At 58.3% G+C, this 16,427-nt stretch carries 14 protein-coding genes; all 14 read left to right on the plus strand.

Annotated features, from left to right (window positions below; all coding sequences use genetic code 11):
* Positions 1-2: 2 nt before the first annotated feature.
* The 14 genes from tssK to JN403_RS16300 all read left to right on the plus strand — a co-directional run bounded on the left by tssK (position 3) and on the right by JN403_RS16300 (position 16,427).
* Positions 3-1,358 (plus strand): type VI secretion system baseplate subunit TssK, encoded by a 1,356-nt coding sequence (gene tssK, locus JN403_RS16235; RefSeq protein ID WP_205483207.1) that lies wholly within the window; start codon positions 3-5, stop codon positions 1,356-1,358.
* Positions 1,359-1,366: 8 nt separating this feature from the next.
* Positions 1,367-2,038: a type VI secretion system protein TssL, short form gene (gene tssL, locus JN403_RS16240; RefSeq protein WP_205483208.1), complete on the plus strand. Its 672-nt coding sequence runs from the start codon at positions 1,367-1,369 to the stop codon at positions 2,036-2,038.
* 7 nt (positions 2,039-2,045) lie between these two features.
* Positions 2,046-3,872: an OmpA family protein gene (locus tag JN403_RS16245; RefSeq protein ID WP_205483209.1), complete on the plus strand. Its 1,827-nt coding sequence runs from the start codon at positions 2,046-2,048 to the stop codon at positions 3,870-3,872.
* Positions 3,838-4,329, plus strand: coding sequence for an Hcp family type VI secretion system effector (locus JN403_RS16250; protein ID WP_065991578.1), 492 nt, complete (start codon positions 3,838-3,840; stop codon positions 4,327-4,329). The genes JN403_RS16245 and JN403_RS16250 overlap by 35 nt, the downstream gene beginning before the upstream one ends.
* 193 nt (positions 4,330-4,522) lie before the next feature.
* Positions 4,523-7,153 carry a type VI secretion system ATPase TssH gene (tssH, locus tag JN403_RS16255; RefSeq protein WP_205483210.1) on the plus strand — a complete coding sequence of 877 codons (2,631 nt, stop codon included), beginning with the start codon at positions 4,523-4,525 and terminating at the stop codon, positions 7,151-7,153.
* The gene (vgrG, locus tag JN403_RS16260) at positions 7,153-9,687 is read left to right on the plus strand and encodes a type VI secretion system Vgr family protein (RefSeq protein WP_205487427.1); all 2,535 of its coding nucleotides are present in this window, start codon (positions 7,153-7,155) and stop codon (positions 9,685-9,687) included. The genes tssH and vgrG overlap by 1 nt, the downstream gene beginning before the upstream one ends.
* A 135-nt stretch (positions 9,688-9,822) precedes the next feature.
* Positions 9,823-11,850 (plus strand): lipase family protein, encoded by a 2,028-nt coding sequence (locus JN403_RS16265; protein ID WP_205483211.1) that lies wholly within the window; start codon positions 9,823-9,825, stop codon positions 11,848-11,850.
* 4 nt (positions 11,851-11,854) lie between these two features.
* The gene (locus JN403_RS16270) at positions 11,855-12,268 is read left to right on the plus strand and encodes a hypothetical protein (RefSeq protein ID WP_205483214.1); all 414 of its coding nucleotides are present in this window, start codon (positions 11,855-11,857) and stop codon (positions 12,266-12,268) included.
* A 134-nt stretch (positions 12,269-12,402) separates the two neighbouring features.
* Positions 12,403-12,645, plus strand: coding sequence for a hypothetical protein (locus tag JN403_RS16275; protein ID WP_205483216.1), 243 nt, complete (start codon positions 12,403-12,405; stop codon positions 12,643-12,645).
* A gap of 35 nt (positions 12,646-12,680) precedes the next feature.
* Positions 12,681-13,520: a hypothetical protein gene (locus tag JN403_RS16280; protein ID WP_205483217.1), complete on the plus strand. Its 840-nt coding sequence runs from the start codon at positions 12,681-12,683 to the stop codon at positions 13,518-13,520.
* Positions 13,517-14,311 (plus strand): hypothetical protein, encoded by a 795-nt coding sequence (locus tag JN403_RS16285; RefSeq protein WP_205483218.1) that lies wholly within the window; start codon positions 13,517-13,519, stop codon positions 14,309-14,311. Before JN403_RS16280 ends, JN403_RS16285 begins: the two co-directional genes overlap by 4 nt.
* Positions 14,312-14,350: 39 nt before the next feature.
* Positions 14,351-15,151, plus strand: coding sequence for a hypothetical protein (locus JN403_RS16290; protein WP_205483219.1), 801 nt, complete (start codon positions 14,351-14,353; stop codon positions 15,149-15,151).
* Between the two features lie 160 nt (positions 15,152-15,311).
* Positions 15,312-15,974, plus strand: a complete 663-nt coding sequence (locus JN403_RS16295) for a hypothetical protein (RefSeq protein WP_205483220.1) — start codon at positions 15,312-15,314, stop codon at positions 15,972-15,974.
* A 186-nt stretch (positions 15,975-16,160) separates the two neighbouring features.
* Complete coding sequence (locus tag JN403_RS16300) at positions 16,161-16,427, plus strand: PAAR domain-containing protein (RefSeq protein ID WP_205483221.1); 267 nt, start codon at positions 16,161-16,163, stop codon at positions 16,425-16,427.

Consider the following 16,427-nt stretch of genomic DNA (forward strand, 5'->3'; position numbering starts at 1 on the left):
ACATGAAAATCGACCGACCTCTCTGGGCCGCCGGGGCGCTACTGTCCCAGCAGCAATTCCAGCAGCAAGCGCGCTGGGAAGCCTGGACCAACGAATGCATCGCTTACCTGTCGCGGGTTTATCCGTGGGGTGTGCAGACGGCGACCTTCGATCTTGAGGCGTTGCGGCTGGGCAAACTCAAGGCGTCCGCGCTGCGCGTCCGCATGCCCGACGGCACGCTGATTGATACCGACAGCGTTGATCGGCTGCCCGCCGCGCTGGCCCTCGAACAGATTCAGATTGAGCCGGGGCAGGGCGCGACGGTGGTGTTGTGCCTGCCGCTGGAGCAGGCCAACGGTGGTAATTGTCTGTTTGAAGACGCTCGCGCTGACCGGCCGGTGCGTTACCGCCAGGATTGGCGACAGGTGCAGGATCTGTATGGCGACGATCAACAGTCGATCGGCGTGCTCGATCACATGCTGAGCCTGCGTCTGGCCAGCGATGACAACGCTGATTACCTGACTTGTTCGGTCGCCCGGCTGGTGCGTGACGGGCAGGGCCGCGCGTGCCTGGACGAAGCCTTCGTGCCGCCGCTGTTGAGCTTCGCCGGGCACCCCGGTTTGCAGGTCCAGCTGGACAATCTGCTGACCCAACTGGCGTCCAAGCGCCAGCGCTTGATGGGCATGCGCCGCGAGAGCAATCAGCGCATGGCCGACTTCGCGGTGGCCGATGTTTCGCTGTTCTGGCTGCTCAATGCGCTGAACACCTACCAACCCGTGCTCGCCGATTTCAAGGCCAGCCCGGCGCGCCATCCCGAGCAGGTCTATCAGGAACTGGTGAAGCTGGCGGGGGCACTGCTGACGTTCTCCCTCGAACACGACGTTGACGCCATTCCGGCCTACCGCCACGACGACCTGGAAACCGTGTTGCCGCCGTTGATGCAGATGATCTCGACGTTGCTCGAAGCCAGTCTGCCGTCGCGAGTCATTGCCCTGGAGCTGGAGCGGGTGCTCCCCGGTCGCTGGCAAGTGACGTTCAACGACCCGCGCCTGCGCGAAGCCGACGCTGCTGACTTTTACCTGTCGGTGCGCTGCCGCGAGGCCCCGGCCCAATTGCAGGCGCAGTTCCCGCGGCTGTGCAAAATCGGCACACCGGACGACGTCGATCAGTTGATCAATGCCGCGCTGGACGGTGTTCCGTTGCAGCCGCTGAGTCATGTGCCGGCGGCGATTCCACTGCGTCTCGAGAACCAGTATTTCACCCTCGACTTTGCCCATCCGAGCGGTCAGGCCGTGCTCGCCGAAGGAGTCTGCGCATTCTACGTGCCGGCAACGCTGCCGGACGTCAAGCTTGAGCTGTTTGCGGTGTTGCGCTCATGAGCCGGTCGATGAAAAGCCAGGCGGCTGCGCAGCACGTCGATGTCGATCAACTGCTTCAGGACAGTTACCTGCTGGTGGTCGAGTTGCGCCATGGCGCGTCCTCTCCAGACAGCGATGCGCTCTGGAACCTGTGCACCCGGCAGGTGGTGATGGTTCGCGACGGGCTGACGCAAGCCGGTGTCAGCCAGCGCCATGTTGATTTCATCAGCCACGCCCAATGTGCACTGCTGGATGAAACCGTGCTGATCCACGCCGGTGCCAGTGCCCGCGCCAAATGGACCCACGAACCGCTTCAGGCGCATTACTTCGGACGTCATCAGGCGGGGCAGTTTCTCTACGAAGAAATGCGTGAGGTGTTGAACGAGCCTGCTCCGGACCCGAGCGTGCTGAGGGTGTATCAACGCGTGCTGATGCTGGGCTTTCTCGGTCGCTACAAGGCGCCCGACCACCCCGAGCGTCAGCAGTTGATGGCCGAGTTGACCACCCGGGTTGCGCCGGTGAGCCTGGATCAGGCGCTGCCGACGTGGATCGACGCACGGGGCCGCAAGCCCTTGCCGGCATGGATGCGCGCCCCGTTGCTGCACCTGTTCGCGGCCGGTCTGCTGCTGGCGGGCCTCTGGTGGCTGCTGGATTCGCATCTGGCGGCTTTGGTCGCCTCCCTTGTGACTGAGCGGGTGTGACGCGCCCATGACACTCAAGTTAATGCGCGCACTGGCCCTGTGGTCGGGATGCCTGGCGCTGATGGTGATCAGCGTGTTGCCCCTGAGCGCGGTCGCTCAAGCCCTTGCTGTCACGGCCGCCCTGGGTCTGGCGGCGGGGGCGTGGGTGCTGGCGGGGCGACGCGCTGTCCGTGTTGGTGGTCCTCTGGGGTTGGGTGAGAGTCGAACCTTGCCCGGCAGTGAGTACCGCCTGCCCGTAGTGCTGGTGTGCGGGCAGGGATCGTCGGCGCTTTTTGCTGCTGATCTTCATGTCGATGCCGATATCGCTGAGCAAACCGCTGTGCGGACGACGGCGAGCGGGTGTTACGTCAGCGTGCCGAGCATTGAGCGATTGCCTGGTATGGCCGCTGCGCTGCTGGCCGCCCGTCCGCAATGGCGCGCGCAGATGAGCGTCATGTTTGTCATCAATCCAGCCCAACACGCTGACAGCGCGGAACTGGAGGGCCAGCTTCGTGCGCTGACCCACCAGCTTTCGGTGATCCGCAAGCGCGCGCAGACCCTGCCACTGTGGGTGGTGAGCTATCAACAAGCGTCCCAGGATGCGCGCGATGTGGGTGCGAAAGAGGGCGGTGCGAACGGGGAATCCGTCTGGTTCAGTTGGGAAAATGGCCAGCCATCGGCGCGGGTACGACACAACGGCACCTGCGTCAGCGTTGAGGACTGGCAGAGACAAGAGCCCGCCGCTCTCACCGACCGCATGCAGCTCGCCGTGCAGGTGCACGCCCACGCTGCATGGCTGGAACAATGTGTTGTCCCGCATTTCACACACCCCGGCCGCCATCGCCCGCGGTTGCCGGTGGCCTACGCGATCTGCCGCGTACCGCGTTTGCCGGAACAGGTTTCGGGCAGTGTCTGGCAGCACTGGATACAGGCAAAGACCGGGCTGTTGCCGACTTTTCTTGCAGGGCACGCGGGTGGTGTATTGCCTGTGCCGAACGTTTTGCTGGAATTGCTGCCCCGGCACACCGGCAACAGCGCCGCGCGGCGCGCCGGTGTCATGGGCATCTGGCTGGCGGTTTTCGCTGCCGTTGTCGCCATGTCGAGCTCGGCCCGGCAGAACACCTTGCTGATCCGGCAGGTCGGTGACGACCTGCGCCGCTACGCCTCGATCAACGAAACCGCCCGAGACGATCAGCAGGTCAGGGCCTTGCGCGAAGCGGCGTTGACCGTCCTGCACGACGACGTCCGGCGGCTGGATGACTACTACCGCTACGGCGAACCACGGTCGTTGGGCCTCGGCCTTTATCGCGCCGAACAACTGCGGATCAGGGTCTGGCACGCCATCGGCCGTTACCGTCCGCCCGTCGAGATGGCGCAGGCGTCCGCGCCGGTGCGTCTGGACACGCTGTCGCTGTTCAACATCGGCAGCGCCGAACTCAAGGCGGAGTCGACCCAAGTGCTGATCAATGCGCTGGTCGGCATCAAGGCCAGACCCGGCTGGTTGATCGTCGTCACCGGGCACACCGACGCCACCGGCAGCGCCGAGCAGAACCTGCGCCTGTCCCGCGACCGCGCCGCTTCAGTGCGCGACTGGATGCAGCGCATGGGCGGCATTCCCGGCAGTTGCTTTGCCGTGCAGGGCTACGGCGCCAGTCAGCCGATCGCCAGCAATGACACCGAACAAGGGCGCAGGGCCAACCGCCGCGTCGACATCCGTCTGGTGCCGGAAGAGGGGCCTGCGGGTCGCTTTCTGCCGGGGCCGGGCCGGCTACCCCCGTCGCATTTCGCGGCACTCGATAACCCAAGCAAGGAGTTTTCACATGGCAATCCCCGTTTACCTCTGGCTCAAAGATGACGGCGGCGCTGACATCAAAGGCTCGGTCAACGTGCAGTCCCGGGAAGGCAGCGTCGAAGTGGTCGCCCAGGACCACAGCGTCTACATCCCCACCGACAACAACACCGGCAAGTTGACCGGTGCCCGGGTGCACACGCCGTTCCTGTTCACCAAGGAAATCGATGCCAGCAGCCCGTACCTGTACAAGGCCGTCGGCACCGGCCAGACGCTGAAAAGCGCCGAGTTCAAGTGGTACCGCATCGACGACGCGGGCCAGGAAGTCGAGTACTTCAACACCCTGCTGGAGAACGTCAAGGTCGTCCGCGTCGCGCCGAAAATGCACGACGTCAAGGACCCGGCCAAGGAGAAGCACAACCACCTGGAGATGGTCGAGCTGCGCTACGAGAAGGTCACCTGGACCTACAAGGACGGCAACATCATCCACTCCGACTCGTGGAACGAACGCCAGACCGCCTGACGCTGCATGGCCGGCAGGCAGGCAGTTTTGCGCGCCTGTCTGCCGGCTGCGGTGTGTTGGGTTGAGCGCCCGGTCGCGGGCGCTCCGCCAAGCACATCGACACGCCACGTTTCTCCAGACAACACAGCGAAGCGCTGACCGCTCAACGGTCTCGTCGACGCTCCTTACCCCATCCGTTCAAGGACGATGACCCATGGCACAGAGCTCCTCTCGTTTGCTACGCCGCCTCAACCCTTTCTGCGCCCAGGCCCTCAGCGCTGCGGCAACGCTGTGCCAGAGCCGGGGCCACGGCCACATCACCATCGAGCACTGGCTGCTGAAGCTGCTGGGGCAGGGCGACGGCGATCTGGTGCTGATCGGCCGGCGTTACGAGTGGGACATCGAAGCGCTGTGGACCGGCTTGCTCGACCACATTGATCGCCTGCCGCGCAGTGTCCAGGCCAAGCCGCAGTTGTGCGACAAACTGCAGCGGCTGATCAAGAACGCCTGGGTGCGCGCCTCGATGGAGGAGGACAACGAGCAACTGCGTTCGGCCCACGTCTTGGCGGCGCTGATCGAAAGCCCCGACCTGCTGGCGTGCGTGGAAGCCTGGCCGTTGCTCAGCCTGAGCGAGGTGCAGTTGCGTCACTTGCTGCCGTTTCTGGACGAGCATTCCGATGAGCGTCCGCAGACCGGGCAGGTTCTGGACCTTGGCGCGGATGTTTCGCCCGTGGAGGGTGAGGCTGGTCGCCAGGAAAACCCTGTACTGGCCAGGTTTACCCAGGACATCACCGACAAGGCGCGCAACGGCGAGATCGACCCCGTGCTGGGCCGTGACGACGAGATTCGTCAGGTCATCGACATCTTGAGCCGTCGTCGCAAGAACAACCCGATTCTGGTGGGCGAGCCGGGCGTCGGCAAAACTGCGCTGGTGGAAGGGCTGGCCCTGCGCATCGCCGAAGGCAACGTGCCCGCCAGCCTCAAACCGGTCAGCGTGCGCACGCTGGATCTAGGGCTGTTGCAAGCCGGCGCGGGAGTGAAAGGCGAGTTTGAACAACGCCTCAAAGACGTGATCGAGGCCGTACAGCAGGCCGAGCATCCGGTGCTGCTGTTCATCGACGAAGCCCACACGCTGATCGGCGCGGGCAATCAGGCCGGAGGCGCCGACGCCGCCAATCTGCTCAAGCCCGCTCTGGCCCGAGGTGAACTGCGCACCATCGCCGCAACCACCTGGAGCGAATACAAACAGTACTTCGAGCGCGACCCGGCGCTGGAGCGGCGCTTCCAGACGGTCAAGGTCGACGAGCCTGATGACACCACGGCGATGATCATGCTGCGCGGGTTGAAGGCCCGCTACGCCAACCATCACGGCGTGCACATCGAGGACGCCGCGATACAGGCGGCGGTGGTGCTGTCGCGCCGCTATCTGCCCGGCCGCCAGTTGCCGGACAAAGCCGTCGACCTGCTCGACACCGCCAGCGCCCGGGTGCGCATGAGCCTGGACTGCGAACCCCAGGCGCTGATCGCGAGCAAGGCCCGGCAGTCCGCGCTGGAGCAGGAACGCCAGGCGCTGCAAGACGATCAGCGCATCAGTGGACGCAACGCCGATGAACGTCTGGCGGCCATCGCCAAGCAGCTTTTGTCCCTGAGCGATGAGCTGGGGCGACTGCAGCACCAGCACGCCAACGAATTCGATCTCGCGCAGACGTTGCTCGCCTCCCGCGATGCCGAGTCCTTCGACGCCGACACTTGCGCGGATCTACAGGCGCAGCTCAAGACGGTTCAGGGCGATGTACCGTTGCTGTCGCTGGACGTGGACGATCGCAGCGTTGCCCAAGTGGTCGCCGACTGGACCGGCGTGCCCCTGAGCAGCCTGCTCAAAGACGAACAGGCTGGCTTGCTGACACTGGAACAATCCCTGGCTGCGCGGGTGATCGGTCAGGACCGCGCGTTGACGGCGATGGCCCAGCGCCTGCGCGCCGCGAAAACCGGCCTGACCGAAGAAGACTCACCGCTGGGGGTCTTCCTGCTGGTGGGCAGCAGCGGCATCGGCAAGACCGAAACCGCCCTGGCGCTGGCCGACACCCTGTTTGGCGGCGAGAAATCGCTGATCACCCTGAACCTCTCCGAGTACCAGGAAGCCCACACCGTCAGCCAGTTGAAAGGCGCGCCGCCGGGTTACGTCGGTTACGGCCAGGGCGGCGTGCTCACCGAAGCGGTGCGACAGCGACCCTACAGCGTCGTGCTCTTGGACGAAGTGGAAAAGGCCCACCGCGACGTACTCAACCTGTTTTATCAGGTCTTTGATCGGGGCTTCATGCGTGACGGCGAGGGGCGCGAAATCGACTTCCGCAACACCGTCATCGTCATGACTTCCAACCTGGGCAGCGATTTGTTGCAGGACTACCTGCTGGCTAACCCCGATGCACTCGACGGGGAGGTCCACGAGCAACTGCGGCCGGTGCTGCGGGAGCACTTTCAGCCCGCGTTGCTCGCGCGTTTTCAGACGCTGGTTTATCGACCGCTGCAGGCGCCGGCGCTCAAACGCATCGTCGCAATCAAGCTGGACAAGGTGGCGGAGCGTCTGCGGCGTCATTACGGGCTGGACTGCAGGATCGACAAGCGCTTGCATGACGCGCTGGTAGAGGCGTGCCTGCTGCCCGACAGCGGCGCGCGGAACATCGACAGCCTGCTCAATCAGCAGATTTTGCCGGTGCTGAGTCAACAGCTTTTACAGCGTCAGGCCGCACGATTGCCCACCCGGGGCGTGGTGCTTGGGCACTGCGAGGAGGACGGCATCACCCTTGAGTTCGTCGATTCCTCTGCTTGTGTGGAGGGCGAATGATGAACGATGCCATCGGGGTGTTTTTCGACCATAGCCGTCACAAACTCGTCGTTCATAACTTGCCGGTGGCGCTGGATGTGCTGGCGTTTGAGGGCGAGGAGCAGCTGAGTCAGCCCTTTCATTACCGCATTGAATTTACCTCGGCTGAGCAGGACATCGGGGCTGAACGGATGTTAGGGCAGGACGCGCAGTTCAGTCTGCATGCTGCGGCCCACAAGTTGCCGATGGCTATTCCTGGCTTGCCGGTGCCTAAGGTTGAGGCGCTGCGGACGCTGCATGGGGTGATTACCGGGTTCAAGCGGCTGTCTGGTTCCGCTGACGAGGCGCGCTATGAAGTGACGCTGGAACCGCGCCTGGCGTTGCTGGCGCGTGGGCGGCAATTTCGGATCTATCAGCATCAATCGGTGCCGCAGATTGTCGAGAGCATTTTGCGCACGCGGCATGATTTTGAGGGGCAGGATTTTCTATTCACGCTGGTGCGGGAGTACCCGGCGCGCGAGCAGGTGATGCAATACGGCGAAAGCGATCTGGCGTTCATCTCGCGCTTATTAGCCGAGGTGGGGATCTGGTATCGCTTTAGCAACAATGAGCGATTGGGCATTGCGGTCGTCGAGTTTCATGATGATCAGCGGCATTACGTCAGACCTCGGATCAGTTTGTCGTTCAGGCCTCAGTCGGGGTTGGGAAGCAGCGGAGCCGACGGGGTTTGGGCGCTGCAGGTCAGTCATGAAGTGGTGGAGCAGAGCGTTCACTTTCGGGCGTATCACCACCGAGAAGCGAGTGCCTGGCTGGATGGCGATGTCGATCAGACGCGAGGTGACACCACGACTTATGGCGAGGCGTATCACTATGCTGAGCCGTTCAAGGCCTTGGGCCACAAGCTGGATCAGGATGAGGATCTGCTGGGGGAGAGCGGGTTTTGCTATGGGCGGCTGCGGCATGAGCGGTATCTGAATGATCAGACTCGGCTCAGCGGTATAAGCAGCAGTGCTTCGTTGGGGCTGGCGCAGGTCCTGCAAATTCCTGGCGGCGCGCCCCAAGCGTTTGAGCCTGGTGCTGTGATCACGCGATTGCATTTGCGTGCAGCGCGGGACCGCAGTTTCGAACTGAGCTTTGAAGCGATCCCCTATTCCGAGAGCGTTTGCTTTCGGCCGCCTTTGCTGGCGAAACCGCAAATTGCCGGAACCGTCCCGGCCCGGGTCACCAGCTCGCTGGCCAACGATCCCTACAGCCACATCGACCGCGAAGGCCGCTACAAGGTCAGCTTTCTGTTTGACCGCGACAGCTGGGAGCTGGGCGAAGAAAGCCTGTGGCTCAGATTGGCCCGTCCCTACGCCGGCGATACCCACGGCCTGCACCTGCCGCTGATCTGCGGCACCGAAGTGGCGATCGCGTTTGAACAGGGTGACCCTGATCGGCCGTACATCGCCCATGCCCTTCACGACAGCCGCCATCCCGACCATGTGACGCTGCTGCGCAGCGATTACAAACGCAACGTGCTGCGTACTCCGGCGAATAATAAGCTGCGCATGGAAGATGATCGCGGCAAGGAACACATCAAACTCAGCACCGAGCACAGCGGCAAGAGTCAGCTGAACCTTGGGCATCTGGTCGACAACGAGAAGGATAAGCGCGGCGAAGGCTTTGAATTGCGCACGGATGGCTGGGGCGCGATTCGGGCCGGGCGTGGGGTGTTTATCAGTTCGGATGGGCAGACCAGGGCCCAAGGTGAGCAGCTCGATATGGACGCTGCAATCGAGCAGCTTGAAAGCGCGTTGTCGTTGGCACGCTCCATGGCTCAAGCCGCGCGGAGTGCCCAGGCTATTGCGGCTGATACGAGTGGCCACGAACAACTCACTGCGGCCCTGACCAACCTGGCCGAGCCCGGGCTTTTAATGCATGCACCGGCCGGCATCGGCGTGGTCAGTCCCGAGGCTGTTTTGCTGTCCTCCGGCCGTGACAGCGTCGCCATCACGTCGTCGCGCTCCACCAACATCAGTGCCGGCCACGACATCACCGGCACGGCTGAGGGTGCGATCAGCCTGTGCGCTGTGACCAAAGGCCTCGATCTAAAAGCCGTGGATGGGGATGTGCAGCTGCACGCCTACGGCGGCGCGATGCACGCGTTGGCGAATGACCAGATAAAAATTGAAAGCCTGGCCGGCCGTGTCGAGATCAGTGCGCCGGAAGAAATCGTCTTCAGCTGCGGCGGCGCGTTCATCCGCATCAAGGGCGGCGAGATCGAGCTGGGCGCGCCGGGGAACATCCATCACCGGGCCGCGTACGTGCTAAAGGGCGGTGCCACCACGCTGACCACCCCGGCGACGCCGATACCGCCGGGCTATGCCGCGGGCTACACCCTCAGCGACTCGGATAAGGGTTACGCACCCTTCGTCCGTTACCTGATCACCACCCAGGAGGGCGAACGGTTCCCCGGCGTGACCGATAAGGACGGCAGAACGATCCCGGTTCACACGCTATTGCCCGGGAACGTGGTGATCGAGTTTCCCAATGACAAGCCCGATGAGCAGTGACCACCGCTCAGGGGCCCCGTCGCCCGGATGGGTTGCGATCTGCATCGCAACGGCTACCGACACTGCGTCCCCCGGCAAGCAATCGACCGCAACGATTTATCACCGCAGCAAATCTTCAATCAGGAAGGACCCGGCATGAAAGACAGACAGCACCAGACGGACATTTTTTGCACCTACAAGCCTGTGGCCATCGGCCCGCAGAAAACCCATTGGGTTGAATTTCAACTGGTGGATGAGCTCGGCGCGCCGCTGGCTAATCTGCCATGGCGTGCGATCAATCAGGCAGTGCGGGATGGCTGCGTTCCCGAATATTCTGGGTTCACCGATGCCCAGGGTGTCATTCGACTCGAAGATCTTCACCCGCTCGACGTAACACTGCTGATGCCGGCGGCGCCGTTGGCTGAAGTTCTGCAACAGCGGCGCTTGCGCGCGGTGCGCCCGGAGCCCGAGCGGCCAGGTGCAAGTGACAGCAAACCTCTGTACGGAAAGCAGCGTCCCGGGTTTTCGCCGGTGGAACAACAGGCACTTGAGCAGGGGCATGCCTATCACTACCTGCGAATAGGGCAACTGTGTGATGAGCTGCCGGCGTTCAACCCGCCGTGGCCAGAGCTGGATCCGCCGCCGGCTTATCATTTCCCCGACGCTGAGTTTTCAGGGTTTACGGTGCAATACGAAGCGCTGAACTGTCGGCATGTATTGGAAGTTTGCCCGCTGCGGGCTTGGTCGTTGGTGCTGCATCATCAGCCTGAGTACAGCCTGGCGAATGCCTACAACTTGGGGCTGATGAGTATCTTGTCATACAGCAACCGCGCGGAGACTTTGTACGGCTCGCCTCAGGAATTTTTCGCGCAGCAGTGCGTTGATTTATCGAGGACGCCTAGGGTGTGTGATGGTGGGAGAAATTGGCCCTGTCTGGTCACTGATGTACCGTTCGATGATAGGTATGAGCGCTGCGATGTGTTGGACACTGCCAAAGCAGACATTCCCAAGGGTGATACACAGCTTTTCTATGTCAGGAACACCGCTCAGATGTTGGTCGCTTGGCGAGGTACCGACTTTGACAAAGTTCATGCTCCTGACCTTATCACTGACCTGACATTTCGCCCTGTAAAGGTTGACTTCAAAGCCGAATGCGCCCCCTCCGTGCCCTGCACTGATCTGACGTCCGAAGGGCGAGTTCATTTGGGTTTTCGAAACGCGTTTAAGGCTGTACAGACGGTATACGCCCGACGTTTCGAAGAGGAAATTCCCGAAAAGATTCTCGGTCGGAAGATTTTTATTTGCGGGCATAGTCTTGGCGGCGCGCTAGGTCTTATTCATTCGGCAACCCTGAAAGATAACAATCCGCTGTTATATACCTATGGCATGCCGCGCACTTTCACCCTTAGTGCGATAAAGGGATTGAGCGAAGTTGGACACTTCCGTCACGTAAATGATACGGACACCATTCCAAGTGTTCCGCCTGAGGCCGATCTTGATAATCAACTCTACAACTTGTATGGGCCGTTAGGCACAACGTTGGGTTTCGGATGGTCAATGGGCCAGACCCTCATGAACAATCTCATCAAATCCGGCGATCCGTACGGCCATCACGGCGAACTTGCCATGTTCTACCGTGTAGAGCAGCACACTCAGAGCCGTGGATCTTCTTACCCTGCATATCGTAGTAAAGATGGTCTGGGCGCGCCTTACTACAACACTGTAAAAACCCGACTGCCTGAGCGGCCAAATCTCTATCTAGTGCAGAGTTTCGATAAGAAAAAAAGTGAAAAAAGCGAACAATCACAGCTCCACTTCATTGCCGGGCTTGACTCTAAGACGCTCGATCAGAGATTCCCACAACAAAAAAACCTGAAGCCGGGAGGGCTGCTAGGCATCGGCAACCACATGATGGGTGAATATATGATGCATATTACCAATCGCCTACTCGCAGCTATTGAACCTGGTCGGAAGCCGCGGCTTGCTGCACAGTGCAAAATTAATCGTTTCAGAAAACAGATGGAAGAACATGGCAGCACTTCGCCGAAAGATGAACTTGAGCGTAATCGCTGGTTTCTGTCTATGCATGAGGAACTCGATGCGGCATTGAATGTGACGCAGCAGTTGGACGGAGGGGGCGAAGCGCTGAAACGTCTTGATTCCATCGTATGTGGGCGGGGATGAACAAGTGAGTGAAGTCACTGTTCAGTTTAAAGCTTTTTTGCTGTGGGTCGCGCTGTTTATCTCAGTGAGCGGCTGTGCAAAGGATCGTAGCATGTCACCACCACAACAGGGCGAGAAGGTCTCCGTAATCATCAAGGTGCCAGATGAGCTCGAGCCGAGCACCATGCATGTTATGTATCGTTCGGCAGTATGCCCGCGCATTACCCGTGACGGTTATGGGCGGCCTAAATCCATAGATGGCCATAATGGTTTTGACGTAACGCTGAAGCGAAGTAAGGATGATCTTTACGAAACGGAGCTGCATGTCGACGGCGGTGGCCCTTGTAGATGGCGTTTAAGTAATGTGAGCTTCGGCGTGCAATATCGCGTACCGACTCCGTTTGGAGAGGATGTGATGCCAGGAGGGGAGGCGCATTAGTCATCGTCTTCGATAAAAATAATCCTCAACGTCGAGTATCCAGCCCAATTACTGTGAGTGGCGAAGTGTTGGATGTTTTGGAGGATTATTACCCCTTGATAAGCGAGCACTTCATTGGTGGCTACCGGAGGTACATGAGTCTCGTTGGTGTAGGCGGAGGCGACTTAAGATATAACGCGCCCAAAGTCAGAAATATTTATTTTGAGCCGGTGCTCCATCGGGAGTACATAGTGAAGTCAATTGCCCCAAAGAAAAATGTACTTGGTGACTTTACGAAGTTTTATTATCCGGATCGGACGATTAAATCCGATCGGCGATCAGAAGCTGATTTTGAAAAAATGCAGGAAATCCGCCTGAAAGCGGAAGCGAAGAGATGATGGGGCGCACGGTAAACAGGCGCTTGGAGGGTGTCATGAAGGCCGTAACGGGATCCGTAAGGCCTTCAGCTTTGTTCTTTTTGTTGCTAACTGTGATTGGCGGATGCTCAAAGGACTACACAATGGCTCCATCGCCGGATGGCGAGAAAGTCACGATTACGATAAATGCTCCGCAGGAGTTAGCGCCTGAGGTGCTGCGTGTGATGTATCGATCGGCCAAATGCCAACGTGTAACCCATGACGCACATGGTCAGCCACAAATGCTTGACGGCAACAACTCTTATGAGGGGAGGTTTGAGCGTAGTGGTGAAACAGGTATGTATCATACAGAGCTATTCGTGAATGGAGGAGGGGCTTGCGAATGGCGCCTAAGTAATGTGGTATTCAGCGTTGTTTACCGCACGCCCGAAAGATTTGGAGAAGGCGTAGTGTCCGGTGCGGGCGCAGAAGTAATCTTGGTTTTCGATCACAACAACCCCCAGCTCAGAGTTTCGGCGCCAATGGCGGTAACCGGTTCAGAGTTAAATGTCGTGAAAGATTTTTACCCTTGGATTAAGGAGAGTTACATTCGGGGGTATATAAAACGTGTGGGTCTTTCTGGAGGGGATGGTGGTGATTATACCTATTACGCGCGTCAGGCTAGGAATGTATATTTCGAACCCATTCTGCATTCAGGCTTTGTGGTGTCTTCTGTGGCACCCAAAAAACACATCGTTGGGGATTTCATAAAGTTTAAATACCCTGACGGAACAGTAGAGTCTGATGGGAGGTCAGAGCCTAACTTTGAAAAAATGCAGAAAATCCGCGCTGAAAGCGGAAACAAAAGAGTGAAGTCGCCCGCTGTCCCACCGCCTGTATTGAGAAATCTTCCATGAATCATGCTAAGTCATATTTAAAGACTTCGGTTATGTGCTTCGTATTGCTCACTTTCCTCAGCGGCTGCGCGAAAGACTACAGTATGAACCCGCCACCAGATGGTGAGAAAGTCGAAATCGTTATAAAGATGCCCCAAGAACTGGAGCCAGAACCACTAAGAGTCATGTATCGCTCGTCTGTATGCCGAAAAGTGGTGCATGACGGTGATGGTAGGCCTGAATCCCTGGAAGGATATAACGGTTACGGTTCGGAACTAACGAGGCGTGGGGCCACAGAGTTCTATGATGCGAGGTTGTTCATCGATGGAGGCGGTCGCTGCAAGTGGCGGCTTAGTAATGTCGTATTTAGCATCAACTACCGTATTCCTAGTCGCTTCGGGGAAAGTGTAACGCAGGGCATAGGCGGCACGGTCATCATAGAGTTTGATGGTAACGATGCGCAGCTCAGTTTCGGAAGAACAAGGAATGTGGTGGGTCCAGACTTAATAATGGTCAAAGATTACTATCCATGGCTAAGCGAAAAATTTATCGGCGGTTATGCCAGGCGTGCAAATCTCTCTAGCGAAGGTGGCGGTTATCTTACTTATAAGGCTCGGGAGGCAAGGCGCATATATTTTGAGCCAGTTTTGCATTCGGACGTGGTCGTGACATCCGTGTCGCCAAAGAAACACATCATTGGAGATTTCATACAGTTTTACTACCCAGATGGGACAGTAGAGTCCAATGGGCAGTCGGTACCCAATTTTACTAAAATGCAAAAAATACGCTTGGCAGCTGAAGCAAACAAATGAAGTCGCTCGGTGTGCTGCACCTGTTTTTAAGGAGTTTAGATGAGCAACGCGACGCTATACGCAAAAACTACACTCTTATGCCTTGCGCTGCTCGCTCTCTTAAGCGGTTGCGTGAAGGACTATAAAGTTCTGACTCCGCCGCCCGACAGCGAAAAGGTAAAAATTGTTATAAAAGTGCCTGCCGAGCTTGAGCCCAAAACTTTGCTCGCCAAGTACGAATCGGCCAGATGCCGAATGTTTGTCGACTTTCCCGGTGTGGGCACTGTGCCATTTCCAGGATCAAATTATCAAAATTCGAAGTTCACAAGGCGGGGAGAAACAGATTTGTACGAGGCGGAGGTATTCGTTGATGGCGGCGGTGAATGTGAATGGCAACTAGATAGCATCGAGTTTGGAGTCGTGTATCGTATTCCTAATCGTTTTGCAAAAAAAGTAACCGCTTATTATGGTGGGGCAGTTCTAGTTAAGTTCGACGGGCAGCACGCGGCCTTTAATACGGTTGATCAGTTTATAGAAGGGCCGGACCTGAAAATCGTAAAGGATTACTACCCATGGGTAAGGGAAGCCTATGAGCTCGGTTACTATGATAAGAGTGTAAATCTGGCCAAAGAGTATGAAAGTTATCGTACCTACAGGGCTCGGGACGCAAGAAATATCTATTATGAGCCGGTGCTGCATTCAGATCTTGTCGTGACGTCGACTTCCCCGAAGAAACGCGTCGCTGACGAAATCGTAACGACAACATTTCGCTACCCCGACGGAACGGAAGAATCCAACAGGGAACTTGAGCCAGACTTTAAGAAAATGCAGGAAATTCGCTTGAAGACGGAGGCGAAATAATGAAGTTTTCCAGCGCCGCGAGATATCTTCAGGGCGATCAACCGAATCAGAAAGCATCAAGCTTCAGCGCTTTACTCATAAGTATCACGTTGTTGGCATCGCTCAGTGGTTGCGCACTTGACTACGAACTCCATCCGGACACGGAGGGGAGAGAGTCACGATGACGATTAAAGCATCGGAAGGGTTAGTCCCGCCGCCCATGGCCGTGGGTTATCTATCTACGATCTGCGAAAACGTTTATGAGGGGCCTGATGTATTCGGCAATATCAGGGAGCAGCGTGTAGCGTTGAAACGGCGCGGGGAGGGCAATTTCTATGACGCCGATTTCGCTGTAGACGGTGGCGGTATGTGTCGGTGGCGCGTGGCTTACGTGAATTTTGGGGTACGTCCTCAATGGCCTGAGCGCTTTGGCGAAGGTGCGGTAGTGGGAACGGGAGGTGATGTCCTGGTCGTGTTTCAGCATAACAATCCGGATTTTCCGTCCGAAGGGGTTAAAAATGTGGTGGGCACCCATCTTGATATCAAGAATAATTACTACCCATGGTTAAAAGATGTCCTAAAGAAGGACTACGTCAAGAGGCTTAATCTGGTGGGTGAAGCGGTGCCTTACCAGACTTACCTGGCTCCCCAGGTGCGCAACATAAACGTTGAGGCAGTGCTTCACGCCAAGTATGTCGTGACATCCAAACAGCCAGAGTTCAAAGGCATCGGAATTCACCCTGCCTTTATCTATCCAGACGGGACTTCGGGCCCTGATGATAGTGATACGCCAGATTTCCCCACGCTTGAGGCCATTCGTTTAAAGGCTGAAGCCAACCGATGAGGATATCAAACGACCTAAGTTGCCACGCCTGATCTTTTATATCGGTCATCAAGTCGGTGAGTTCAGGCCCGCACCGTTAAAACCCGGCACGTATGACAAGCACGCGCAACACATTAGCTCGTCCAGGCATCCGCTCGCGCGGAATAAATACACGGCTTCATCTATTCATTAACAAAGGATCTTTCAATGTCACAAGGATTCGTATTGTTGGGTGACAAGACCACCCACGGAGGAGCGGTAATTTCCGCGTCGTCCACTCATATCACCCAGGGCAAAGCAGTCGCTTTAGTGGGGGATATGGTCATGTGTCCCATACCGGGACATGGCGTTAATCCCATTATTGAGGGTTGTGTCGACTCGTTGGAGGAAGGCCGTGCGCTGGTGGTCGATGGTTGCCACTCGCTGTGCGGTTGCCAGGTCATTTCCAGCGCACCTGACTGGGCGGTGGATTGA

This window comes from Pseudomonas sp. 15A4 (assembly GCF_016925575.1).
Classification (GTDB): Bacteria; Pseudomonadota; Gammaproteobacteria; order Pseudomonadales; family Pseudomonadaceae; genus Aquipseudomonas.